Consider the following 23,217-nt stretch of genomic DNA (forward strand, 5'->3'; position numbering starts at 1 on the left):
GCGGGCTCGGGCGTCAGCCGGTCTCCGCCCAGTCGAACGCCTTGGTCACGGCCTTCTTCCAGCCCGCGTACCCCTTCTCGCGCTTCTCCTCGTTCCAGCCGGGCTCCCAGCGGCGGTCCTCCGCCCAGTGGGCGCGCAGCTCGTCGGTGTCCTGCCAGAAGCCCACCGCGAGCCCCGCGGCGTAGGCGGCGCCGAGCGCGGTGGTCTCGGCGACGACCGGCCGGCTGACCGGCACGCCGAGGATGTCCGACTGGAGCTGCATGCACAGGTCGTTGGCCGTGACGCCGCCGTCCACCCGCAGCACGTCGAGGACCACGCCGGAGTCCTGCTGCATGGCCTCCACCACGTCCCTGCTCTGGTAGCAGATGGCCTCCAGCGTGGCGCGGGCGAGGTGGGCGTCGGTGTTGAAGCGCGACATGCCGACGATGGCGCCGCGGGCGTCGGCCCGCCAGTAGGGGGCGAACAGGCCGGAGAAGGCGGGCACGAAGTACATGCCTCCCGAGTCGTCCACCTGCCTGGCCAGGGTCTCGCTCTGCGGCGCGGAGGTGATGATGTGCAGCTGGTCGCGCAGCCACTGCACCGCCGAGCCCGTCACGGCGATCGAGCCTTCGAGCGCGAACACGGCGGGCTGGTCGCCGAACTTGTAGGCGACCGTGGTGAGCAGCCCGCTCTGCGAGCGCACCCGTTCGGTGCCGGTGTTGAGCAGCAGGAAGTTGCCGGTGCCGTAGGTGTTCTTGGCCTCGCCCGGTGAGAAGCAGACCTGCCCGACGGTGGCGGCCTGCTGGTCGCCCAGGATCGCGGCGATCGGCACCTCCCCCGCGGCCGGTCCGAACGGGGTCGTGACGCCGTAGGCGGCGGGATCGGACGACGGCCGGATCTCCGGCAACATCTGGCGCGGGATGCCGAAGAAGGACAGGAGCTCGTCGTCCCAGTCGAGGGTGTCCAGGTCCATGAGCATCGTACGGCTGGCGTTGGTCACGTCGGTGGCGTGCACGCCGCCGTCGACGCCCCCGGTCAGGTTCCACAGGGTCCAGGTGTCGGTGGTGCCGAAGACGGCCTCACCCCGGTCGACCGCCTCGCGGACGCCGTCCACGTTCTCCAGGATCCACTGGATCTTGCCGCCGGAGAAGTACGCGTCCGGGTGCAGCCCCGTCCGGTCGCGGATGACCTGGCCGCGGCCGTCGCGCTCCAGCGCGGCGGCGATCTTGTCGGTGCGCGTGTCCTGCCAGACGATCGCGTTGTGGTAGGGACGGCCGGTGCGCCGGTTCCACACGACCGTGGTCTCGCGCTGGTTCGTGATGCCGATCGCGGCGAGGTCGGTGGGCTGCAGCCCGGCGCGCTGAAGGGTGCTCTGGATGACGGCCGCGGTCCGCGTCCTGATCTCGATGGGGTTGTGCTCGACCCAGCCCGCCCTGGGCAGGATCTGCTCGTGTTCGAGCTGGAACTTGGCGACCTCGCCACCGTCGTGATCGAAGACCATGAAGCGGGTGCTCGTCGTGCCCTGGTCCACCGCGCCGACGAAATCGGGCATGTCATTCTCCTTCGCGTTTGTCAGGGTCCGCCGGTCTGACGATGTCACGATCTTCGGGCCTCGGCAGGAACCTGGAGATGAGCGCCTGGTAGAGCCCCGCGCCGATGAGGCCGCCGATCAGGGGGCCGACGATGGGCACCCAGAAGTAGAGATTGCCGTACTGATCTCGCCACGCGTCGTGGTATCCGGTGAGCCAGCTCGCCAGGCGCGGCCCGAAGTCGCGCGCGGGGTTGATCGCGTAACCGGCGTTGGTGCCGAACGCCATGCCGATCGCGACGACGATCAGGCCGATGACGAAGGGCCCCATGTTGGCGTCGGGCGCCATGTTTCTCGTGTCGATCAGCGCGAAGACGAGGAAGAGCAGGATCGCGGTGCCGATGACCTGGTCGCGGAACCCGCCCCACAAGCCCACCGGCAGGGTGCCGTTGCCCGGCAGGGTCGAGAAGACGATCTGGGTCTTGAGCGTGTGCCCCGGGTCCGCCATCGCCAGGATCTCGGTGAAGTTCCAGCGCACGATCAGTGCGGCGACGAAGGCCCCCACGGTCTGCGCCAGGACGTACGGCAGGACCTTCCACCACGGAAAGCCCTGGAAGGCGGCGAACCCCAGCGTGACCGCGGGGTTGATGTGCGCGCCCGAGGTCCTGGCCGCGGTGTAGACGCCGAGCACCACCCCGAGCCCCCAGGCCCAGGCGATGCTGTCGTGATCGCCGACCTCCGCGGCGACGACCGAGGCGACCACGCCGCAGCCGAACAGAATGAGCACCGCTGTCCCGGCGAACTCGGCGAGCAGCTCGCCGGCCAGCCCTCTGCGGTCGAGACGCCCGGCCACGGCCATCCCCTTCCTCTCGCGTACCCGTTGTGTGCCATTCCCGTAATCAGGCAATGCATACGGGCTGTATATGACACATAACATTAAGTGAGGAACGGGCGGCGGCCTGGACGGACGCGCGGTGGGCGCCGTCTCGGATCAGAGCGTGCGTACGAAGGTGACCAGGCTCGTGCCCGGGCCGTTGTAGCCGGGGACGGGATCGCCGGCCTCGAAGCCCATCCGGCGGTGGAAGGCGATGGAGCGCTCGTTGACCGGCGCGGTGATGGCCCTGACGACGTGCCGGCCGTGGTCGCGGGCGATGCCGAAGAAGCGTTCGTACATCGAGCGGGCGACCCCGCTCTCTCTGGCGCCGGGCGCGACGCCGACGAAGTGGATGTACGCCTCGCCGGGCTGCGACGGCGAGACGAAGCCGATCAGGAACCCCGCCATGTCTCCGGGGCCCTCGGGGCCCTCGGCGATCAGGCTCGTCCCGTGGAAATGGTCGAGGAACAACCTGGGCAACGAGGGCAGGACGGGCCGCCCCCACCAGTCATCGACGACGGCCGCGATGGCGTCGTAGTCGCCGGGGGTCGCGGCGCGCAGCGCGTGTCCTGTCATGTGCTGATCCGGAGGCTAGCCCCAGTGCGGCGGCCTGTTGTCGAGATAGAACGCGTCGGGGTCGTCGGAGCGCCACTCGCCCCAGCCCTCGTCCGTGTCGTCCGCCGTCTGCTCAGGTAGGAAATCTTTCACGCCCAACATGCTACCTAGGCATACAAAGCCTTACCCGACGTGTCCACCGGCTCCAGGACAGGCCGCAGGCACGGCGGTACGATGCCAGTGCAGGTGTCGCCTACCCCCCGTGAGGCTGCCCATGGCCACCCCGACAGGATGGCGGCGAGAAGGCAATCTGCCGGCGGAGCTCACCAGCTTCATCGGCCGCACGCGCCTGCTTGCCAACCTCAAACGGCACCTCGCCGAGTCGCGCCTGGTGACCGTCACGGGCATCGGGGGTGTCGGCAAGTCGCGCACGGTGCTGCGGCTGGCGCACCAGGTGCGCGCCCACTATCCCGACGGAGTGTGGTTCGCCGACCTGGCCAGGCTGCAGGACGCGGGCATGGTCAAGCACACGATCTCCTCCGCCCTCGGCATCGCCGACCAGTCCTCGCGGGCGGAGTCGGAGTCGCTGTCGGAATGGGTGGGCGAGCGCGACATGCTGCTCATCATCGACACGTGCGAGCATCTGGTGCAGGGGTGCGCCGAGCTGGTGCACGAGCTGCTGGAGGCCGCTCCCAACCTGAAGGTGCTGGCCACCAGCCGGCAGTCGCTGCACCTGCCGTACGAGCACGTGGTGCCCGTGCCGCCGCTTCAGGTGCCCGGCGACGACCCGGCCGAGAGCCTGTTCACCAACGAGTCGGTGCAGCTGTTCGCGGTCAGGGCCGGGGCCAGCGTGCCCGACTTCCAGCTCGACGAGGACAACATCGAAGCCGTGGCCGAGCTCTGCCGGCGGCTCGACGGCATCCCGCTGGCCATCGAGCTGGCCGCGGTACGGCTGCGCGCCCTCTCGGTGAAGCAGATCCTCGGCCTGCTGACCGACCGCTTCAGCCTGCTGGCCGGGGCGAGCCGCACGGCCCTGCCCCGCCACCAGACCCTGCGGGCGGCCATCGGCTGGAGCCACGAGCTGTGCGAGCCGGCCGAGCGCCTGCTGTGGGCGCGGCTGTCGGTCTTCGCCGGCGACTTCGAGCTCGACGCGGCCCGGTTCGTCTGCTCCGACGAGCGGCTGCCGTCGGAGGACATCACGGACCTGGTCACCGGGCTGGTCGAGAAGTCGATCCTGCTGATCAGGAGCAACCACGCCGGCGTCCGCTACAAGCTGATCGACACCCTGGCCGAATACGGCGAGGAATGGCTCGACAAACTCGGGCAGGCCGAACAGATGCGGCAACGCCATCTCGACTACTACCTGAGCCTGGCCCAGCGCGGCGAGGACGCCTGGTCAGGGCCACGGCAGATCTACTGGTTCGTCCGCATGCGCCAGGAGCACGACAACGTCAGGGTGGCCCTGGAATACGCGCTCAAGACCCCGGGCAAGGAGCCGCTGGCGCTGGTCCTGCTGTCGTCGTTGTGGTTCATGTGGGTCTGCTGCGGGTTCGCCCGCGAAGGGCGCCTGTATTTGGAGCGGGCGCTCGAGGCCAACCCCAGCCCCAGCAAGGAACGGTGCAAGGCACTCTGGGTGCTCTCGTACGTGCGCAATTCCCAGGGCGACAGCGTCGGCGGACAGTCGGCCGCGGAGACGTGCAGCACCGAGGCCATCCGGGTGGGCGACTCCAGAGCGGTGATCCTGGCCTCCAAGATGCAGGGCACCGCGGCGATGCTCCAGGGCGACATGCCGAAAGCCAGCGCGCTCCTGGGCGTGGCGATCGAGTTCAACACCGACAACAAGGAGCTCAACCCGGGCCTGCTGCCCGCCATCGTCGAGTTGTCCATCGTCCTGACCGCGCAGGGCGAGTTCTACGAGGCCGAGTCCCTGCTGCAGGACTGCCTGCAGGTCTGCAAGGAGCGCGGGGAGCTCTGGGTGAGCTCTCATGCGCAGTGGGCGCTGGCGGGCGCCAGGCTCGCCAGCAACCGCCCTCAGGAGGCCCTGCACAATGTGAGAGAAGGGCTGCGCATCAAGCTGCACTTCCACGACACCCTCGGCACTCTGCTGGCTCTGGAGTCATCGGCGCGGATCTTCGTGGCCCTCGACCGGTTGCCGCTGGCCGCACACCTGCTGGGTGCGCTGCAGCAGAACTGGAGGGCGGCCGGACTGCCGCAGTTGGGCGCACCGTTCTTGTCCGCTGACCACAACGCGTGCGTCAGGGAGTGCTCACGCCGTATGGGTGAGCTCGCCTACAAGAACGCCTTCGAAGAGGGCGCCCGACTCGACCTCGATGAGGCAGCATCAATGGCGCTGGGCGAGTTGGTCGCCCTCGATGAAGGCTGACATCGTTGGCTCAGACGGCCTGCGGCCAGCGGGTGTCGTCTGGCCAGGCGTTCACGAACCGTGCGCTGCCGAACGAGAACTCGATGTGGCCGCGGACCCAGTGTTCGAGACCGCGCACGTAGTCGAGCACTGGCCGCGGAGCCCACCTCTCCAGCGCCATCCGCCGGTCGACGAACGCCGCGACGGCCTCGTCGTGCATCCGGGCGACCTCCAGCAGCGCGTCCTGAAGGTGGAGCGACTTGTGGGCGGCCAGGACGGTCACGAGGTTGTGCCGCGCCTTGTCGGCGCGGTGTTCCTTGGCATAGGACAGCAGGTCGTTGTCCCAGCCGACGAGGTCGCAGGCCAAGTCCGAGAGCGCGCGCACGTCGGGGTGGTACCAGTCCTCGGTCTCGATCCGATAGCCGCCCCCGATGTCGATGAGCGCGAAGCAGGTGTACGTGGCACCGGTGGTACGGCGCATCAGGAGGTAATCCGCGGGGGTCGGGATCAGATCGGCTTCGCGGTTCGCAGCCTCCCAGATCTGGGCGAACAGGTATTCCTTCACCGCGCTCCGCCACCGTTCCACCTGTTCCGGAGTGGCCATGGCGGAGATCCGGTCCAGGAGTTCTCTGAGGGCGAGGCCGAACGGCTCGCCGGGCTCCGGCGTACGCTCCTCGTCGAGGCTCTCCAAGAGCGACGGCAGCGCGCGGGCTACGGCTGCGGCCCGGTGCCCCGTGAGCTCGCTCTCGCAGAACCCGTCGTCGAAGGCCCAGAGCCAGAAGTACCAGTCGGTGACCAACCGGAGACTCTCGCGCGGCACCGTGGGGTTGGTCCGCGCGGGGAGAAGGCCGAGTTCGGAGCGTCTGAAGTGCTCGGCGGTCTCGGCGTTGGGGAGCATGTTGGAGGCGACCACCCATGCATGGCTCTCCAAGCCGATCTCCGCCACATGCACGTTGATCTCACTGGGGAACGGACATGGCAACGGGGGGATGTGGAGGGGTCGCCTGCTGGAGGAATGCGCAGAAGTATCCACGCCATCCAGCATGACGATGGACTACTGAAAAGGCCACAGTTAGTAACGTTTGGACCTTTTCTGCATATTTCATGCTATGTCCCGCTTTGCTAAAACCAGCGAAGACCCTGTTCATTCGCGAAGGTCCATGCGGTGTCCAGCGCGCGGGGTTGACCAGCATGCGGATCGGCGCCCGTGTCGCGGAGCGCTCTGACCACGGCCGATTCCTTCATCTCATCCGGCGCCCGCGAGCGGTGTCCGGCCGCGATCATTGGTGTGGTCGCTGTCGGAGCCTCTTCTGACGAGCATCGCGACGGTCTGGGCGTGACCGTAATAAGCCGTCGGCATCAGGAAAGTGTCACCTTTGCCGTTGGTCAGGTCGACCGGTGCCCCAGCCTCTACGTTCGCGCGCGGGGGCTCCGTGTCGCACGCCCTGGCCAGGTCGAACAGCTTCGTGGCGGACGCCTGGGCCTTCGGTTCCCCGTCCGTGCATGCCTTTCTGCCTCGATAGGGTGCCGTGCGCGGAATCGTTCTGTCCCGCCGTAGGTTCTGGAGAGAGTACCTAGGGAAAGGCTGTCCAACCGTGTTCGACCCGAAGGATCTCTACAAGCTCGCAGACGACGCGCCCGAGCTGCCCGATCCGGTGTTGCTGTACCACTTCGACGGTTTCGTCGACGCTGGCGGTGCCGGACGTCTCGCGCTGGGCCACCTGCTGGCCGAGCTGGAGCACCGGGTCGTGGCGACGTTCGACGTCGACCGTCTGCTCGACTACCGGTCGCGGCGGCCCATCATGACCTTCGACACCGACCGCTGGGTCGAGTGCGAGAACCCCGAGCTGGCCGTTCATGCGGCGAAAGACTCGACGGGGACGCAGTTCCTGGTGATGAGCGGGCCTGAGCCCGACAGGGAGTGGGAGCTCTTCACCAAGGCGGTGGGGGACCTGGTGGCGCGGCTGAAGGTGAGCAAGCTGGTGACCATGCACGGCATCCCGATGGCGGTTCCGCACACACGCCCGCTGGGCGTCACGATGCATGCCAGCCGCCCCGAGCTGATCAACGCGCAGACGAGCGCGTTCGGGCGCGTCCAGGTGCCCGGCAGCGTCGCCGCGCTGCTGGAGCTGCGGCTGGGCGCGCAGGGCAACGACGCGCTGGGGTACGCGGTGCACGTGCCGCACTATCTGGCGCAGGCCGAATATCCGACCGCCGCCGTCGCCGCGCTGGAAGCCGTGACGAAGGGGACGGGGCTGGTGTTCCCGACGGAGTCGCTGCGCGAGGCGGCCCGCCGTACGAACACCGAGATCGAGGAGCAGATCCAGGCCTCGGCCGAGCTGTCCACCGCCATCAAGGGCCTGGAGCAGCAGTACGACGCGTTCTCGGAGGGCACCGAGCGGGAGAACCTCATGGCCGAGACGACGCCCATGCCCACGGGTGACGAGCTCGCCGCCCAGTTCGAGCGTTTCCTGGCCGAGCGCGACGACGAGTGACCCGCGCCCGCGGCGATACGGTGGGACGATGAGCGACATCCAGGTCGGGCTGGTCGGCTACGGCCCCGCCGGGGCCTTCTTCCACGCCCCGCTGATCCACGCCACCCCCGGCCTGGCACTGGCGGCCGTCGTCACGCGAAACCCCGGCCGGCAGGCGGAGGTGGCCGCGAAGTACGGCGCGACGGGCGTGAACGACGTGGACGCGTTGTGGGAGCGGTGCGATCTGGTGGTGGTCGCCTCCCCCAACAGGACCCACGTGTCCGCGGCAACCGCCGCGCTCGCCCACGGCCTGCCCGTCGTCGTCGACAAGCCGCTGGCCAGGACCGCCGAGGAAGGGCGGGAGCTGGTGCGCCTGGCCAGGGAGCGCGGCCTCATGCTGACCGTGTTCCACAACCGCCGCTGGGACGGCGACTACCGCACCGTGCGCCGGCTGGCCGGCGAGGGACGGCTGGGCGAGGTGCTGCGGTTCGAGTCGAGGTTCGAGCGGTGGCGGCCGGAGCCCAAGGGCGGCTGGCGGGAGTCCGGCGGGCCCGGCGAGGTGGGCGGCCTCCTCTACGACCTGGGCAGCCACCTCGTCGACCAGGCCCTGCAACTGCTCGGCCCGGCCACGCAGGTCTACTGCGAGAGCGACGTCCGGCGCGCCGGGGTGGCCGCCGACGACGACACGTTCGTGGCGCTGGCGCATGCCGGAGGGGCCCGCTCGCACCTCTGGATGAGCTCGATGGCCGCCATGTCGGGGCCCCGGTTCCGGGTGCTGGGTTCGGCGGGCGCCTTCGTCAAGTACGGGATGGACGTCCAGGAGGAGCGGCTGCGGGCCGGCGCCGCGCCCGGCACGCCCGGATTCGGGGACGACGAGGAGTCACGCTGGGGCCGGCTCGGCACCGAGCACGACCGCCGCACCGTGCTGACCGAGCCGGGCGCCTACCTCGACTTCTACCGAGGTGTGGAGGCGGCGCTGCGCGAGGGCGCGGCGCCGCCCGTCGATCCGGAGAGCGCGGTCGACGCGCTGGCCGTCATCGAGGCGGCCCGCCTGTCGGCCACGCGGGGGATCGTCGTCCACCTGAGCTGACGGCCGGGGTACGTCGTCCCCTGGGCCGGCGGGCGCAGGGGATCGTCCATCTGTGCCTGCGGCGGCCGGCGCCGTCAGTCGCGCAGGCGGGAGCGCATGGCCTCGGTGTCGGCGCCGGTCCAGCCGTGCCCGGCCAGCCACTCGAGCGGCCCGCCGAAACGGTCGTCGAGCACGCCGAGGAACTGCTCGATGTACCCGGCCCGCGGCATGTGGTCGTCGGCGGGGCGCGAGTCGAGGTCGCCACGGTAGGTGTCGCTGCCCCGCAGCCGCTTGAGTATGAGCTCAAGCCGCTCCCCCGTGGCCACGTAGTCCTCGACGATCGCCTCCCTGGTCGCCCCGGCCACCTCCAGGGCGAGCGCCGACAGCACGCCGGTGCGGTCCTTGCCCGCCGCGCAGTGCACCAGCGACGCGCCGTCGTCGAGCGCCATCGCGCGCAGCGCGTCGACCACGGCGTCCGGCCGGTCGCGCAGGTAGCCGAAGTAGAAGCCGGTCACCCGCAACTCCTCGTCCAGGCCGCGCTCCGCCCACGGCAGCACCCGCTCCCCGTCGATGGCGTCGGCCTCGACGTCGGTGTGCCGGCCTCCCTCGGCGAACAGGGTCAGATGGTGGTGCCGCACCTCGCGCACCCGCGTCAGCGGCCCGGGGCCCTCCAGCGAAACCTCCGCGTTCGAGCGGAGATCGACCACGTGCCGCAGGCCCAGCTCGCCCACGAGCAGCGTCACGTCGCCGGGCGTGAGCCCCTGCAGGTTGTCGGCACGGAAGATTCGCCCGCGGCGGGTGCGCCCGCCGTCGCGGGTGGGCAGTCCGCCCAGGTCACGCGCGTTGACCGCGCCTTCCAGGTCTATCCACCTCGTCATCTCGTCCATTATCGCGACCCTATATGTCCACCATGGTGAGCAGAATCGCCGTTCATAACGCAGCATGAACATATGGATCCACGAGCTCTGCCTCCACGGCTGGTGATCGATCCAACGCTGCCCCCGGCGATCTCGAGCGAGCTGCGGTCGAGCCCGCACCTTCTCCGGATGGCTCGATCCGGCCGGCAGCTGGACACCACGCGCCATCCCGCCCTGATCTTCCTGCTGCCCGGCCTCCTGCTGCTGCTCTCCCTGCTGACCAGGTCTCCGTTGTTGTTCCTGGCAGGCTCCGGCGTGGGGATGATCGTGTTGTTCCGCTGGATGGCGCAGGACACCTCCAACAGGTCGGCGCGGCGGAAGCTCCGTGTCGCCCAGAGCCACGCCGACCACTACGTCCTGCCGGAGGACCTCGACTATCCGTGCCAGATGCTGCTGCGCAGGGCGCAGCACGCCGCCGAGTCCGTCCTCAACTCGCGGGTCCACGCGGCGGGCCTGATCGACACGGTCGACAACCAGGTGTCGCTTCCGGAGGAGGTCTGGCAGATCGCGCACCGGCTGCGGCGGCTGTCGTCCATGCACGCCGAGCAGGGCAGGATCATCCCCCGCGAGCTGCCGTCGGGCATGGAGGACGCGTTCAAGCCCTACACCAAGGCGCTCGACGCCGCGTGGACGTCGCTGTCACGGCGCGTACGCCACCTGGAGAAGTACGCCAAGCAGGTGCGCAAGGCCGACAAGGCCTACTCCGCCCATCGGCGGCTGGAGGCCCTGGCCGCCAGGACCCACGAATACCAGGCGCTGATCGCCGACACCGTGCGCGACGAGATGGCGCACGAACGCATCAGGGAGCTGACCGACCATGCGGCGCACGTGCGCAAGATGTTCGAGGAGAGCATCCTGCAGGCGAGGCAGGCGGCCGGCGAGCTGATCAGGAGCCCGCTCGCCTGAGCCCGGGCCGGGGCGAGCTGTGCGGGTTCGAGCGGGCTCCCTCGCGGGTGCTTCAGGCCGATGGGGTACGGCGTCCGGCCGTACCCATCGTGGTTCTAGAGGCCGATCACGTGGCAGGTGGCCGTCACCGTCTTGCCGGGATCGCTCTCCGAGGTGGCGGTGAGCTTGACCTTGGCCAGCCGGGCGCCGCCGGAGTCGCGCGCCGCGTTCACGGTGACGAGCTCGTGCTTGCCGAACCCGACGGAGGCCAGGGCGTTCGGCAGCTGGACGGTCCAGCCCTTGCCCTGCACCTCGGCCTTGAGCCGGTAGACGTCGGCGTTCAGGTAGGCGCTGACGTCCTCGGGGTGCTGTCCCTGCACCGGGGCGGCCCTGCCGGTGTTGAACAGCGGGAACGTGCAGGTGGACAGGTTCCTGCCGCTGGGCACGCCGGCCGCGGGCAGCACCTTGACGCCGCGCCGCTGCGGCCCCGGGCCGTCGAGCGAGCGGATCGCGACCGTGTACGACAGGGTGCCGTCGCGGCCGCGCTTGCGGTCGGTGACGTAGAAGTGCAGGCGGTTGGCCTCGTCGACGTACTCGTACTCGCTGCTGGAGTCGGTGCCGGCGTGGAAGAGGGCGTCGGAGAGCTGGCGGTAGTCGCCGATCGTGATGGGCACCTTGGTCCCGTCGGGCATGACGTAGTCGGTCATGCCGATGTCCTGCGGGTTGGCGTCGATCACCCACTCGAACGGCGCCCGGTCCTCGTTCTTGGTCTTGGCCAGCAGAACGCCGGAGTCGGGGGTGAACGAGTCGGAGCCCATGCGGTCCACGACCTCGACCGTGTAGTTCTGGTAGCCGCCGCCGTCGCAGAGCGGGTCGGTGCGCGGGTCGCAGGCCGGGCTCTTGTCGCCGGTGTCGAAGGAGAGGTTGACGCCCGACAGCTCCTTCTTGCCCGGCTGGACCGCGCGCGCCAGGATCTCGACGGTGACCAGGCCTGACTCGTCGAGCGCCTCGCGTGACAGGCGCAGCACGTTCCGCTCGTCGACCATTTCCAGCTTGATCTTGTTGCGGAGCATGTGCTGGGCGCCCATGGACGCGCCGGCGGTCGGCGGGATGAGCCAGCGGGAGTGCGGGCCGCCGGGCCCGTTGAAGCTGCCGCGGCTGAGCATCTCCCACACGCCTGTGTACGCCCTGCGCGGCGGCACGCCGTACGGGTTGTTGTAGTTGTCGGCGATGCCCATGATGTGGCTGAGCTCGTGGGCGTAGACGGCCATGCCGGAGCTCTCGGCCTGCACCGAGTCGATGCCGAAGCGGGCGTTGGGCCAGAAGGTGGAGCCGGCCTGCCACGAGGTCCAGTCGACGTAGCGGGTGTCGACCCAGTTGGGCAGCGCGGCGTCCGGCGGACCCCACTCGTCGGGCACGTCCTCCTTTGCCGGGAATTTCATCATCCCGAATTCCTGCCAGGTGGACGACTCGTCCTGGCCGGCGCTCAGGTAGAAGACGAAGTCGAACTGCTCGGCCACCTCCTGGCCGACGTCGGCGAGCCAGGCGGCGTTGCCCTCGGTGCGCAGGTTCCTGTCGCACGAGTCGCCGGCGGGGCACCCGTTGCCGCCCTGGAACTCCATGGCGTACTCGTGGTCCTTGCCCGCCATCATGTAGGGCCCGAACCCGGTGAGCTCCACGCCGTACCTGCCGCCCGAGTCCTCCATCCAGTACTCGTGGATGGTGTGTCCCCTGTTGAGCTTGTTGGGGGTGTTGAGGAAGTCCCGGTAGAACGTGGCCACCTCGTCACGGGGGACGTCGTGGGCCTCGGCGCTCGGGTTCCCGAAGATCGTCGAGCCTTGGGGCTGCGTCGCCACGAACGGCTGGTTGGGGTAGTCGAGCAGCACGAGCGCGCCCTTGAAGGTGCGCTTCGACCCCTTGACGGAGGGGTCGGCCCAGTTGGTGCCGGGCGGCTTCTTGTAGTCCGCCCACGTCATGTGGTCGGGGTTCTTCCAGTTCTGCGGGTCGATGGGCTTGAGGCCGCCGGGGAGGCGGGTGCGCAGGGCCTGGGCGTCGTCGGGTGCGTCGACCTGCCAGGGCTGCGTCTGCGGCCAGTGGTCCTGCCGCCAGGGATGCTCGGGATCGGTGGGGGGCGCTGCGGAAGCAGGGGTCGCCATGAGGCTCACCGGGATCATCACGATGACCGCGGGTAAACCCTTCAGCAGCTTCTTCAGGGCGTTCACGGATTGACGGTATAGAGGTAATTGTCGGAGATCAACGATCAGACGGCGGGAAGCAGGACAACTTCGCCGGCTTAGCGATTCGCCCGGTTTGTCCCGATTGCGGGCATATCCTGCCTTCACGTTTAATGCCTAGAGGGGAAGTCTCGACGGGAGTCCTGATGCCGTCTGCGAAGCTTGCCGGTCCAGCTCCGGGCAGGCGCCCGCCCGGGCCCGTCATCCTCCATTCCGCCCCGCTCGTCGTGCCCGTCTGCACCGTCCCCATCCGCGGCGGCGCCGTGGCGATCGGGGGCGAGCGGGTGCTCGCGGTCGGCCCGCGAGCGGAACTGCTCCCCGCGTACCCCTCCGCGCAGGAGCTCCGGTGGCCGGGGATGATCGTGGCAGGGCTGGTCGACGCGTGTTCCGCCGCACCGGCACCCGCCCCGGGGGTGACCGCGCGGGGTGGCGTGCTCTCCGACCTGGCCGACGGTCCGGCTCTCCCCGGCATCTCGTACGTCGAGGTGACCAGCGCCGGCGAGGAGGAGTGGGAGGAACACGACCGGGACGCGGTCATCACCGCCATCCGCGAGGCGGAGCGGCCCCGCGTGGTGGGGATCGCCGCCCACGCGCGCGACCCGCACGTGCTGGAGGACGTGGCCGTGCTGGCCAGGACGTTCGGGCTGCGGCTGATGGTCCGCCTGGACCGCCACTCCCCCGTGGAGCTGGATGAGAACGGGGTGCTCGGCCCGCTGTGCCACGTCGCGAGCGGCAGGTCGCTGGACCCGGGCGAGCGCAAGCTGCTGCGGCTGCGCAGGACCGCCGTGGCGCTCTGCCCGCCTGAGCCGTCACAGGCGCAGGACGCGCTGGCCCTGCTGGACGAGGGCAACACCGTCGCCTTCGGCAGCCGCGGCCCGGCCGGCACGCCACCGACCGGCCCGCTGGGGCTGGCCGGGGCGATCAGGCGCCGCGCGCGGGAGCTGAGGCTGCGGCCCAGGGAACTCGACCGCCGGCTGGTCGAGGCCGCCACGCTGGGCGGCGCCAGAGCGCTGGGCATGGACCGCGGCAGGGGCAGGATCGGGTCGCTGGCCGCCGGCGCCCGTGCCGACTTCGCCGTCTTCGACGCCCGCGGACGTTATCCGTACGCGGCACTGCTCTCCCAGCCGCCCTGCCTCGCCACCGTCGTCGGCGGCGTGCTCACCCGCGAGAGCTGACGCGCTGCCACCGCCTCACCCCCCGTGTCCTGCCTCACATTCCGGGCTGATCGGAATCCGCTTCCTCGAGAGCCGTGTTTGATCCCCCGGTGCATCGTCAAGGCAAGGATCGGTTGTGTCTCCCTCCTCCCCCACGTTCAGGGCTCTGCGTCATCACAACTACCGGCTCTGGGCGGGAGCCGACATCGTCTCCGTGACCGGCACGTGGATGCAGGTGCTCGGCGTCAACTGGCTCGTCCTCACGCTGACGGGCTCGGCGACGAGCGTCGGGCTGAGCCTCGGTCATGCAGACGCTGCCGACCCTCTTGCAGCCGTTTCGGCGCCCAGGTGGTGCCGCCGGCCGACCTGCCGAACGCGATGGCGCTCGGCTCGATCCTCAGCTCCGCCGGCCGCATCCTGGGCATGAGCCTGGCGGGCGCGCTGCTCCCGTTCACCGGCAACGGCGGGCTCTTCGTGATCAATGCGGCCAGCTTCTTCGTGGTGATCGCGGCGGTGGCGGCCATGCGCCGCGCGGAGCTGCACCCGCTGGCCACCGCCGAGCGGCAGCCCGGCGCCGTACGCGACGGCCTGCGGTACGTGCTGCGCACGCCGTGGTTGCTCGTGGTGCTGGCGCTCTGGTTCGTCTCGGGCAGCGTCGGCCGTAACTTCCAGGTCACCATGGCCGCCATGAGCGCCGGCCCTCTGGACGCGGGTGCCGGCGGCTACGGGCTGCTGTCCACCGTGTTCGCCGTCGGAACGGTGCTCGGCGGGTTCGTGGCCGCCTCCCGGCCTCACCTGACGATCCGGCTGCTGCTGCTCACGGCGTTCGTGACCGGGGTCGCCCAGGCGGTGAGCGGGCTGATGCCGGGGTTGTGGACGTTCGCGGCCCTGATGTTGCCGATCGCGGCGGGAGCGGTGACCGTCGACACCACCGTCTCGGCACGGGCGCAGCTCGACAGCCCGGAGCCGATGCGCGGCCGGATCATCGCGGCGCTGTCCATCGTCAGCGCCGGGGCGGGCGCGCTCGGCGGGCCGCTGCTGGGCTGGCTCAGCGACGCCATGGGACCCAGGGCCGCCCTGGAGATCGGCGGGGTGGCCTGCGTGGCGGCGGCCCTGCTCGCGGCGGTGGTGCTGGCCCGGCTGTCAGGCAGGACGATCAGGCAGGCCGCCAGGCTGAGGCCACGTCTGGGGAACGCCTGACCGTCCACGGAAACACCACTTGCCTGTAGCCGTTGATGGAGCTAACCTGTAAATGCACTTGGAGGTTAGCTCCATCAGGAGAAGCAGCAAGGAGGTTAGAAAATGCTCTTGACCTCAATTGACCCGTTCATCCAGGAGTTCGAGCGGCAGTTCAGCCGCCTGGCACGCCAGACCTTCGACAACGGCAGCGCCGTGATGCCCATGGACGGGCTGCGCCGCGACGACGACGTGCTGCTCCGCTTCGACCTCCCCGGCATCGACCCCGACTCCATCGAGGTCACGGTCGACCGCGGCGTGCTGAGCGTGAGCGCCCGCCGCGAGGAGGAGGTCGCGGACAACGAGCGGCTGTTCGTCCGCGAGCGCCCGATGGGTGCCTTCACCCGCCGGGTCTACCTGTCCGAGCACCTCGACAGCGAGCAGATCGACGCGGGTTACGCCAACGGCGTGCTCACCGTCCGCATCCCGGTGCTCGAGCGGGCCCGGCCGCGCAAGGTGGAGATCCGGCGAGGCGAGACCAGGGCCATCAAGGCCTGACGCGCGGTCCGGGGGCGGGCTCCCCGGCCCGCTCCCGGATCACGAGGAGAGCCATGACGCCAGAACTCCCCCTTGACGACGAACACGCGCCTCTCTACTCCCTCGGCCAGGTGGCGGAGATGCTGCAGGTCCAGCACGCCTTCCTGCGGCGGCTCGACCAGCACGACGTCATCAGCCCGAGCCGTTCGAACGGCGGGCAGCGGCGCTATTCCCGCCGCGACATCCTCATCGTCCGGCACGTCACCCGCATGACGGAAGAAGGCATGACGCTCATCGCCATCCGCCGGATCCTGCAGCTCGAACGCGAGCTCGCCGACGTGCGCAGGGAGCTCGACGAGGCCCGCGCCCGGCTGGACGGCGAGCGGCAGTGACCCGGTGATCCGCCCTCCCGCCGGTCCGGCAAGGAGGATTCCGGACCGCTCGCTGGGTAGGGGGCCGGTATGACCGAACAACCTCCGGACCGATACGGCTACGCCGATGAGCAGGAGATCGAGGTCGCAGAGTGGACCGACGACCTCGGCCTCCACCACGAGGTCGCCGAGGACGACCCCCGGCACCGGGACACACTCGACGAGCGGCTGCGGCGGGAGGCGCCGTCCCGGCTCCACGAGTCCCGGCCCAAGCACCGGCTGACCCAGCCGGACGAGGGGCTCGAACCCGACACGGACGACGAGGAACTCGGTGTGGACCAGGGCGGCGACACGGATGACCTCTCGGCGGAGGAGCGGGCCGTACGCATCGACCCCGACGAGAACCTCACGTGAAGGGCGCCGGCGGCGTCGGGAGAAAAGCCGCCGCACGTCCGCCCGACCTTCAGGCGAGACCGTCGAGTGCGGGCAGCAGGGCGTACAGGTCGTCGGCGATCACGTCGGCCGCGCCGGCCTCAGGTCGCTCGGCGTGCAGGTAGCCCCATGGGCCCCGCTTCAGCAGCGCGGTCCGCATGCCGGCCGCCCTGGCAGGCAGCACGTCGTTGTCGAGCCGGTCGCCCACGTAGAGGATCTCGGCGGGCTCGTGGCCCGCGACGGCCGCGACCTTGGCGAAGAATCCGGGCTCGGGCTTGGAGACGCCCCACCCGTCGGAGGTGTGCACGGAATCGGCCGGCAGGTCCATGGCGACGAGCGCGTCGTAGGCCCGCTCCGGCTGGTTGCCCGCGATGATCACCTGGTACCCGGCCGCCCGGATGGCCGCCAGAGCGTCGCGCACGTCGGGATAGAGGTCGCCGGCGTCGAAGGTGTTGCGCATGCCGTGGGGGTCGTCGCGCTCCCACTCGGCTTCCTCCCTGGCGAGGTCGACGCCGGGGCGTACGAGCTCGAAGGCGTCACTGTGCGCACGGTCCAGCGCGGCCATCCCGCCGAGCGCTCCCATCAGCGTGAACGCGCTCACGCCGAGCCGCTCGGCCCAGCGCGACCAGATGCGCGTCTCGCTGATCAGCGTCTCACCGACGTCGAACACCACAGTCCTGATCATCGATCTCCCTGTTTCACCGCTGTGAGCTTCTCCATCGCCTTGGCGATGCGCTTCTCCGACACCGGGGTGGGGGTGCCGAGCGTCTGGGCGAAGAAGCTCACCCGCAGTTCCTCGATCATCCACCCGATCTCCACCACGTCAGGGTCTCCGCGCCGGGCCGGATGGAGCTTCTGCCGCAGGTCGTGGTAGTCGTCCTCGACCTTGTGCACCCGATCCATCCACTCCCGGTCACGCCACGGATCCTCGGGGAGCTTCGTGAGCCGGCGGTCGATCGCGCGGAGATAGCGCAGGACGTCAGGCAGACGCCGGTGGCCCGTGGCGGTGACGAACCCCGGACGGACGAGCCTGCCGAGCTGTTCGCGCACGTCGTCGGTCGCCGCACTCGGCTGCAGCGCGTCGAGCCGGGTGCCCGCCGCGTGCCAGACGCCCAGGATCTGCTCCACCTTCCCCAGCACCTCGGCCGACGTGTCGTAGAGGTGAGCCCGCACGTGCTGGTAGAGGCGGTCGAAAGCCACCGGGTCCCAGGCCGGTCCGCCCGCGTCGAGCATGAGCCTGTCGACGGCCGCGTCGACCACGTCGTCGAACAACGCCACCGCCCCGCCGTGCGGGCTGCGCGACAGGGCCAGCTTCGCCTGGTTGGACAGGCCGCCGAGCAGCGACCTGGCCGGGTTGGTGACGTTGAGCAGGAGCAGGCGGCGCACCCCGGGCCAGTGGGAGCGGCGCTGCTCCACCTCCGTCTCGAAGATCTTGATGGAGACGGAGTCGCCCGCGTCTACCAGCGCCGGATAACCCTTCATCCGGCCCTGCTCGAACACCCTGGGCAACGTCCCGAAGCTCCAGGTGTGCAGGCCCGTCTGCTCCAGGTCGTCGCCCGCCTCCGAGAGCGTCTGGCGCAGGCGCGGCGCGAGGCGGCGCTTCAGCGCGTCGAGGTCTTTGTCCTCGGCGACCGTGCGCCTGCGCTCGTCGATCACCCGGTAGGTGATGCGCAGATGGGCGGGCACCTGGTCGAGCTGCCAGGCCTCGCGCGGCACCCGGACGCCGGTCAGGCGCAGCAACTCGCGCTCCACGGCCTCCAGCAGCGGCTCGCCGCCCGGCTTGACGCCCTCCAGCACCTGCCTGGCGTAGTTGGGGGCGGGCACGAAGTTGCGACGCAGATTCTTCGGCAACGACCTGATCAGCGCGGTGATCAGATCTTCGCGCAGGCCGGGGATCTGCCAGTCGAAGCCGTCGGAGCTGACCTGGTTGAGCACCTGGAGCGGCACGTGCACGGTCACGCCGTCGGCGCCGTCCTCATCCGGGCCCGGCGCGAACCGATAGGTCAGCTTCATGCGCTGGCCGAGCTGGCGCCAGGTGTCGGGATAGTCGCGGGTGCTGACGTCGGCGCCCTCGTTGACCAGCATCTCCGGCGAGAACGTGAGCAGGTCGGGCTGCTCGTGCCTGGCCTTCTTCCACCAGGAGTCGAAGTGGCGGGCCGACACGACGTCCGCGGGCACCCGCTGGTCGTAGAAGTCGAACAGCGCCTCGTCGTCCACCAGGATGTCGCGGCGTCTGGCGCGGTTCTCCAGCTCCTCGACCTCTCCGAGCAGCCGGCGGTTGTCCTTCAGGAAACGATGGTGGGTGTCCCAGTCGCCCTCGACGAGCGCGTGCCTGATGAAGAGCTCGCGCGACAGGTCGGGGTCGATGCGGCCGTAGTTGACCTTGCGGCCGACGACCAGCGGCACACCGTAGAGCGTGACCTTCTCCAGGGCGATGACGGCGCCCTGGTTCTTCTCCCAGTGGGGCTCGGAGTAGGTGCGCTTGACGAGGTGCTGGGCGAGCGGCTCGACCCAGCCCGGCTCGATCTTGGCGTTGACGCGCGCCCACAGGCGGGAGGTCTCGACCAGCTCGGCCGACATGAGCCACTGCGGCTGCTTTTTGGCCAGTGCCGACCCGGGGAAGATGGCGAAGCGGGCGTTGCGGGCGCCGAGGTATTCCTGGATCGGCCTGCGGCCGTCCTGGCCGCGCTTCTCCATGACGTCCTTGACGCCGATGTGCGACAGGAGCCCGACGAGCAGCGACGCGTGCACCTGCTGGGGGTCGGCGGCCCGGCTGCCGGGCTGGGCGCCGAGCGCCTGGCGGAGCTGGCTGTAGATGTCCTGCCACTCGCGCACGCGCAGGTAGTTGAGGAACTCCGCCTTGCACAACCGCCGGAAGGCGCTGGACGACAGCTCCTTCTGCTTGTCGCGCAGGTAGTGCCAGAGGTTGAGGTAGGCCATGAAGTCCGACTCGGGGTCGGCGAAGCGGCGGTGCTTCTCGTCGGCCTGCTGCTGCTTGTCCGAGGGCCGCTCGCGCGGGTCCTGGATCGACAGGGCGGCGGCGATCACCATGACCTCGCGCAGGCAGCCGTTCTTCTCCGCCTCCAGCACCATGCGGCCCAGCCGGGGGTCGACGGGCAGGCCGGCCAGCTTGCGGCCGACGGGCGTGAGCTTGCCGTGGACGTCGAACGCGCCCAGCTCGTGCAGCAGGTTGACGCCGTCCTTCACCTGGCGGCGGTCGGGCGGCTCGACAAAGGGGAACGCCTCGATGTCGCCCAGCCCGATCGAGGTCATCTGCAGGATGACCGAGGCGAGGTTGGTCCGCAGGATCTCGGGGTCGGTGAACTCGGGCCGGTTGAGGAAGTCGTCCTCCTCGTAGAGGCGGACGCAGATGCCGTCGGAGGTGCGGCCCGAGCGGCCCTTGCGCTGGTTGGCGCTGGCCTGCGAGATGGCCTCGATCGGCAGGCGCTGCACCTTGGTGCGGTGGCTGTAGCGGGAGATGCGGGCGTAGCCGGGGTCGACGACGTACTTGATGCCGGGGACCGTGAGCGAGGTCTCCGCCACGTTGGTGGCCAGCACGACGCGGCGGCCGGTGTGGCGCTGGAAGACACGATGCTGCTCGGCGGCGCTCAGCCGGGCGTAGAGCGGCAGGATCTCCGTGCCCGTGAACTCCGCCTTGGCCAGGGCGTCGGCGGCGTCACGGATCTCCCGCTCGCCCGACAGGAACACCAGGATGTCGCCGGGGCCCTCGCCGGTCAGCTCTCTGCAGGCGTCGACGATGCCCTGCGTCTGGTCGTCGTCATCGTCGAGCGGGCGGTAGCGCACCTCGACCGGGTAGGTGCGGCCGGAGACCTCGATGATCGGCGCGTCGTCGAAGTGCCGGGAGAACCGCTCGGGGTCGATCGTCGCGCTGGTGATGACGACCTTGAGGTCGGGGCGCTCGGGCAGCAGCTGTTTCAGGTAGCCGAGGATGAAGTCGATGTTGAGGCTGCGTTCGTGGGCCTCGTCGATGATGAGGGTGTCGTACTGGTCGAGCATGCGGTCGTGCTGCAGCTCGGCCAGCAGGATGCCGTCGGTCATCAGCTTGACCAGGGTGCGGTCACCGGCCTGGTCGGTGAAGCGGACTTTGTAGCCGACCACGTCGCCGAGCTTCTGGCCGTCGCCGGCGCCGAGCTCCTCGGCGATGCGCTCGGCGACCGTGCGGGCGGCGATGCGGCGGGGCTGGGTGTGGCCGATCAGCCCGCGCACGCCCCGCCCCAGCTCGAGACAGATCTTGGGGATCTGGGTGGTCTTGCCGGAGCCGGTCTCCCCCGCGATGATCACGACCTGGTGGTCGCGGATGGCCGCGAGGATGTCGTCCTTGCGCTGGGAGACAGGCAGGTTCTCCGGATAGGTGACCTTCGGTACGGCGTCGCGGCGGCGTACCAGCCGCTGCTCGGCTCGCTCCACGTCGGAGAGGATCTCCGCGACGATCTTGTCGCGGGCCTCTCGCGAGCGCACCCGGCGCATGCCGTCGAGCCTGCGCCGCAACCGCCGCTGATCGCGGGGCATGAGGTCGGGCAGGCGGGACTGGAGGTCGGCGAGTGGAGAGGACAACGAAGACGTTCCCATACTGCTGTCGAGGATATTCGAGCCCCGCGGCCCCGGAGCCAACCGCCCATGGTGCCCGACCGCGCCGGGCCGCGCATCCCAATATCCCGGCGTCTCACGATCGTGGACCGTGCGGTCAGCGGGACGCGGCGGCGCGGGCGGCGCCGACGATGCCCGCCTCGTTGCGGAGGGCGGCGGGCACCACGGGGGTGTCGAGGTGGATGTGCGGAAGGAACTTGTCGGCCTTCTTGCTCACTCCCCCGCCGATCACGATCAGCGAGGGCGTGAACAGCATCTCGACGTACCGGAGATATTCCTCCACCCGCCCCGCCCACGCCTTCCAGCTGAGGTCCCGTTCCTCCCTGACCCGCGCCGACGCCCGGTGCTCGGCGTCCTTGCCGCGCAGCCGCAGGTGCCCGAACTCGGTGTTGCGGACGAGCCGCCCGTCGGTGAACAGCGCGCTGCCGATGCCCGTCCCGAAGGTCAGCACGAGCACGGTCCCCCGCTGTCCCTTGGCCTTGCCGAACGTCATCTCCGCCATGCCCGCCGCGTCGGCGTCGTTCAGCACGGTGGCCCCGCCGAAGAGCGCGGCCGCGTCGACCCCTTCCCACGAAGGGTCGACGTTGGCGGCCGTCAGGACGACGCCGTCCACGACCACGCCGGGAAAGGTGATGCCGACAGGGCCGCTCCAGCCGAAATGCTTGATGATCGACGCGACCGCCTCGGCCACCTCGTCGGGCTTGGAGGGCTGCGGCGTCGGAATGCGCAGGCGCTCCTCCGTCAGTTTGCCGGCTTTCGTGTCGACGGGCGCGCCCTTGATTCCCGAACCGCCGATATCGATGCCCAACACGTCCATGCTTTTCCTCTCCCCGCGCGATGCGGGAAAACTCCCGCGCCGCCATTTCCGGACCTGACTGAACCCGCTCCCCGCCCCCCGCGTATCTCGCGTCACAAGCGCTAACTAGGAGGCAACGGATGCGGCCACGCATCATCACACTCTGCGCTGTTGCGGTCGTTCTGGGAGCGACTCTCACCACTCCCGCACACGCCACCACCAGGACGCGTTTCGACGTCATCAACCTTGTGTCGGACGTCAAGGGCAAAGCCCCTGTCACCGACCCCAAGGTCGTCAACCCGTGGGGCCTGGCCATGGGCAAGACTCTGTGGGTGTCCAACACCGGCACCGGCAGCGCCACCGTCTATTCCGGCACGGGCAAGAAGGAGAAGACCGAGGTGGCCATTCCGGGCGGAGCCCCGACGGGCCAGGTGTTCAACCCCGGCGACGGCTTCACCGTGAAGGGCAGGCCGGCCACGTTCATCTTCTCCAGCCCGAGCGGCGCCATCACCGGCTGGAACGCGGAGGCCGACCCGGGCAACGCGATCATCGCGGCCTTCACCCGCGGCGCCGACTACAAGGGGCTGGAGCTGGTCGAGACCGACGACGGCGCCTTCCTGCTGGCCGCCGACTTCGCCGGCGGGCGCATCCACGCCTTCGACGAGGACTTCGAGCGCATCCGGCTGTCGCGCTGGCAGTTCAGGGACAAGGCGATCCCCTCGACCTACAAGCCCTACAACGTCGCCGTCGTCAACGGCAACGTCTGGGTGGCCTACGCCCTGCGCGACAAGACCACGGGCAAGCCGGTGTTCGGCGACGGGAAGGGCTTCGTGAGCCGCTTCGACGGCAACGGGCGCCTCACCGGGCGCATCTCCAGGGTCGGGCTCAACGCCCCCTGGGGGCTGACCGCCGCGCCGAAGGGCTGGGGACAGTACGCCGGAGCGCTGCTGGTCGGCAACTTCGGCGACGGGACCGTACACGCCTACAAGCGCGGCCGTCACCTGGGCTCCCTTCGCCTGGCGAACGGCAAGCCGATCGTGCTGCCCGGCCTGTGGGACCTCGAGCCCGGCACCGCGGCCACCGGCGGCGAGAAGGCTCTGTGGTTCTCCGCCGGCATCGACGGGGCCAAGCACGGCCTGATCGGCGTGATCGCGCCGCAGGGCACGAAGGTGTCCTCGTCGGCTCCCTCGGGCGGCCCGTCGAAGGGCTCGTCGGGCAAGCCCTCCACCCCGTCCTCCAAGAGCCCGTACGGCGGGTACTGACCGG

At 69.9% G+C, this 23,217-nt stretch carries 19 protein-coding genes; 10 read left to right on the plus strand and 9 right to left on the minus strand.

From position 1 onward, the window contains the following. Positions 1 to 13: 13 nt before the first annotated feature. From glpK to ABGB14_RS28465, 3 genes are all read right to left on the minus strand, one after another. Positions 14 to 1,531 (minus strand): glycerol kinase GlpK, encoded by a 1,518-nt coding sequence (gene glpK, locus ABGB14_RS28455; protein ID WP_347646883.1) that lies wholly within the window; start codon positions 1,529 to 1,531, stop codon positions 14 to 16. A 1-nt stretch (position 1,532) separates the two neighbouring features. Next, on the minus strand, positions 1,533 to 2,360 hold the full coding sequence (locus tag ABGB14_RS28460; protein WP_347646884.1) for an MIP/aquaporin family protein: 828 nt from the start codon (positions 2,358 to 2,360) through the stop codon (positions 1,533 to 1,535). A 138-nt stretch (positions 2,361 to 2,498) separates the two neighbouring features. Further along, complete coding sequence (locus ABGB14_RS28465) at positions 2,499 to 2,957, minus strand: GNAT family N-acetyltransferase (RefSeq protein WP_347646885.1); 459 nt, start codon at positions 2,955 to 2,957, stop codon at positions 2,499 to 2,501. A 241-nt stretch (positions 2,958 to 3,198) separates the two neighbouring features. Between ABGB14_RS28465 and ABGB14_RS28470 the strand changes: the two genes are divergently transcribed. Continuing rightward, positions 3,199 to 5,319 (plus strand): ATPase, encoded by a 2,121-nt coding sequence (locus ABGB14_RS28470; protein ID WP_347646886.1) that lies wholly within the window; start codon positions 3,199 to 3,201, stop codon positions 5,317 to 5,319. A gap of 10 nt (positions 5,320 to 5,329) precedes the next feature. Here ABGB14_RS28470 and ABGB14_RS28475 read toward each other — a convergent pair whose 3' ends face one another. After that, positions 5,330 to 6,229 (minus strand): hypothetical protein, encoded by a 900-nt coding sequence (locus ABGB14_RS28475; protein ID WP_347646887.1) that lies wholly within the window; start codon positions 6,227 to 6,229, stop codon positions 5,330 to 5,332. 664 nt (positions 6,230 to 6,893) lie between these two features. Between ABGB14_RS28475 and ABGB14_RS28480 the strand changes: the two genes are divergently transcribed. Both ABGB14_RS28480 and ABGB14_RS28485 read left to right on the plus strand, forming a co-directional pair. Next, positions 6,894 to 7,793, plus strand: coding sequence for a PAC2 family protein (locus tag ABGB14_RS28480; RefSeq protein ID WP_347646888.1), 900 nt, complete (start codon positions 6,894 to 6,896; stop codon positions 7,791 to 7,793). A 28-nt stretch (positions 7,794 to 7,821) separates the two neighbouring features. Further along, the gene (locus ABGB14_RS28485) at positions 7,822 to 8,862 is read left to right on the plus strand and encodes a Gfo/Idh/MocA family oxidoreductase (protein ID WP_347646889.1); all 1,041 of its coding nucleotides are present in this window, start codon (positions 7,822 to 7,824) and stop codon (positions 8,860 to 8,862) included. 74 nt (positions 8,863 to 8,936) lie between these two features. Here the strand turns inward: ABGB14_RS28485 and ABGB14_RS28490 are convergent, their stop codons facing one another. Continuing rightward, positions 8,937 to 9,719 carry a tyrosine-protein phosphatase gene (locus ABGB14_RS28490; RefSeq protein ID WP_347646890.1) on the minus strand — a complete coding sequence of 261 codons (783 nt, stop codon included), beginning with the start codon at positions 9,717 to 9,719 and terminating at the stop codon, positions 8,937 to 8,939. 72 nt (positions 9,720 to 9,791) lie between these two features. On the opposite strand from ABGB14_RS28490, the gene ABGB14_RS28495 reads away from it, so the two are divergent. After that, positions 9,792 to 10,664, plus strand: coding sequence for a hypothetical protein (locus tag ABGB14_RS28495; RefSeq protein ID WP_347646891.1), 873 nt, complete (start codon positions 9,792 to 9,794; stop codon positions 10,662 to 10,664). A 95-nt stretch (positions 10,665 to 10,759) separates the two neighbouring features. Here the strand turns inward: ABGB14_RS28495 and ABGB14_RS28500 are convergent, their stop codons facing one another. Continuing rightward, complete coding sequence (locus ABGB14_RS28500; protein ID WP_347646892.1) at positions 10,760 to 12,865, minus strand: M6 family metalloprotease domain-containing protein; 2,106 nt, start codon at positions 12,863 to 12,865, stop codon at positions 10,760 to 10,762. Positions 12,866 to 13,023: 158 nt separating this feature from the next. Here ABGB14_RS28500 and ABGB14_RS28505 point away from each other — a divergent pair, with 158 nt between their 5' ends. The 5 genes from ABGB14_RS28505 to ABGB14_RS28525 all read left to right on the plus strand — a co-directional run bounded on the left by ABGB14_RS28505 (position 13,024) and on the right by ABGB14_RS28525 (position 16,529). After that, on the plus strand, positions 13,024 to 14,052 hold the full coding sequence (locus tag ABGB14_RS28505; protein ID WP_347646893.1) for an amidohydrolase family protein: 1,029 nt from the start codon (positions 13,024 to 13,026) through the stop codon (positions 14,050 to 14,052). Positions 14,053 to 14,256: 204 nt separating this feature from the next. Then, a complete protein-coding gene (locus ABGB14_RS28510) occupies positions 14,257 to 15,231 on the plus strand; it encodes an MFS transporter (protein ID WP_347646894.1) in 975 nt (324 codons plus the stop codon). 102 nt (positions 15,232 to 15,333) lie between these two features. Further along, a complete protein-coding gene (locus ABGB14_RS28515; protein WP_347646895.1) occupies positions 15,334 to 15,765 on the plus strand; it encodes an Hsp20/alpha crystallin family protein in 432 nt (143 codons plus the stop codon). 53 nt (positions 15,766 to 15,818) lie between these two features. Beyond that, positions 15,819 to 16,136 (plus strand): MerR family transcriptional regulator, encoded by a 318-nt coding sequence (locus tag ABGB14_RS28520; RefSeq protein ID WP_347646896.1) that lies wholly within the window; start codon positions 15,819 to 15,821, stop codon positions 16,134 to 16,136. Positions 16,137 to 16,205: 69 nt separating this feature from the next. Continuing rightward, positions 16,206 to 16,529: a DUF5709 domain-containing protein gene (locus tag ABGB14_RS28525; protein ID WP_347646897.1), complete on the plus strand. Its 324-nt coding sequence runs from the start codon at positions 16,206 to 16,208 to the stop codon at positions 16,527 to 16,529. Positions 16,530 to 16,578: 49 nt separating this feature from the next. Here the strand turns inward: ABGB14_RS28525 and ABGB14_RS28530 are convergent, their stop codons facing one another. From ABGB14_RS28530 to ppgK, 3 genes are all read right to left on the minus strand, one after another. Further along, positions 16,579 to 17,232: an HAD family hydrolase gene (locus ABGB14_RS28530; protein WP_347646898.1), complete on the minus strand. Its 654-nt coding sequence runs from the start codon at positions 17,230 to 17,232 to the stop codon at positions 16,579 to 16,581. After that, on the minus strand, positions 17,229 to 21,137 hold the full coding sequence (gene hrpA / locus ABGB14_RS28535) for an ATP-dependent RNA helicase HrpA (RefSeq protein WP_347646899.1): 3,909 nt from the start codon (positions 21,135 to 21,137) through the stop codon (positions 17,229 to 17,231). Before hrpA ends, ABGB14_RS28530 begins: the two co-directional genes overlap by 4 nt. 115 nt (positions 21,138 to 21,252) lie before the next feature. Further along, a complete protein-coding gene (gene ppgK / locus ABGB14_RS28540; RefSeq protein WP_347646900.1) occupies positions 21,253 to 21,972 on the minus strand; it encodes a polyphosphate--glucose phosphotransferase in 720 nt (239 codons plus the stop codon). Positions 21,973 to 22,091: 119 nt separating this feature from the next. On the opposite strand from ppgK, the gene ABGB14_RS28545 reads away from it, so the two are divergent. After that, on the plus strand, positions 22,092 to 23,213 hold the full coding sequence (locus tag ABGB14_RS28545; protein ID WP_347646901.1) for a TIGR03118 family protein: 1,122 nt from the start codon (positions 22,092 to 22,094) through the stop codon (positions 23,211 to 23,213). Positions 23,214 to 23,217: the final 4 nt, after the last annotated feature.

The sequence above is a fragment of the Nonomuraea sp. B10E15 genome (assembly GCF_039871615.1).
Classification (GTDB): domain Bacteria; phylum Actinomycetota; class Actinomycetes; order Streptosporangiales; family Streptosporangiaceae; genus Nonomuraea.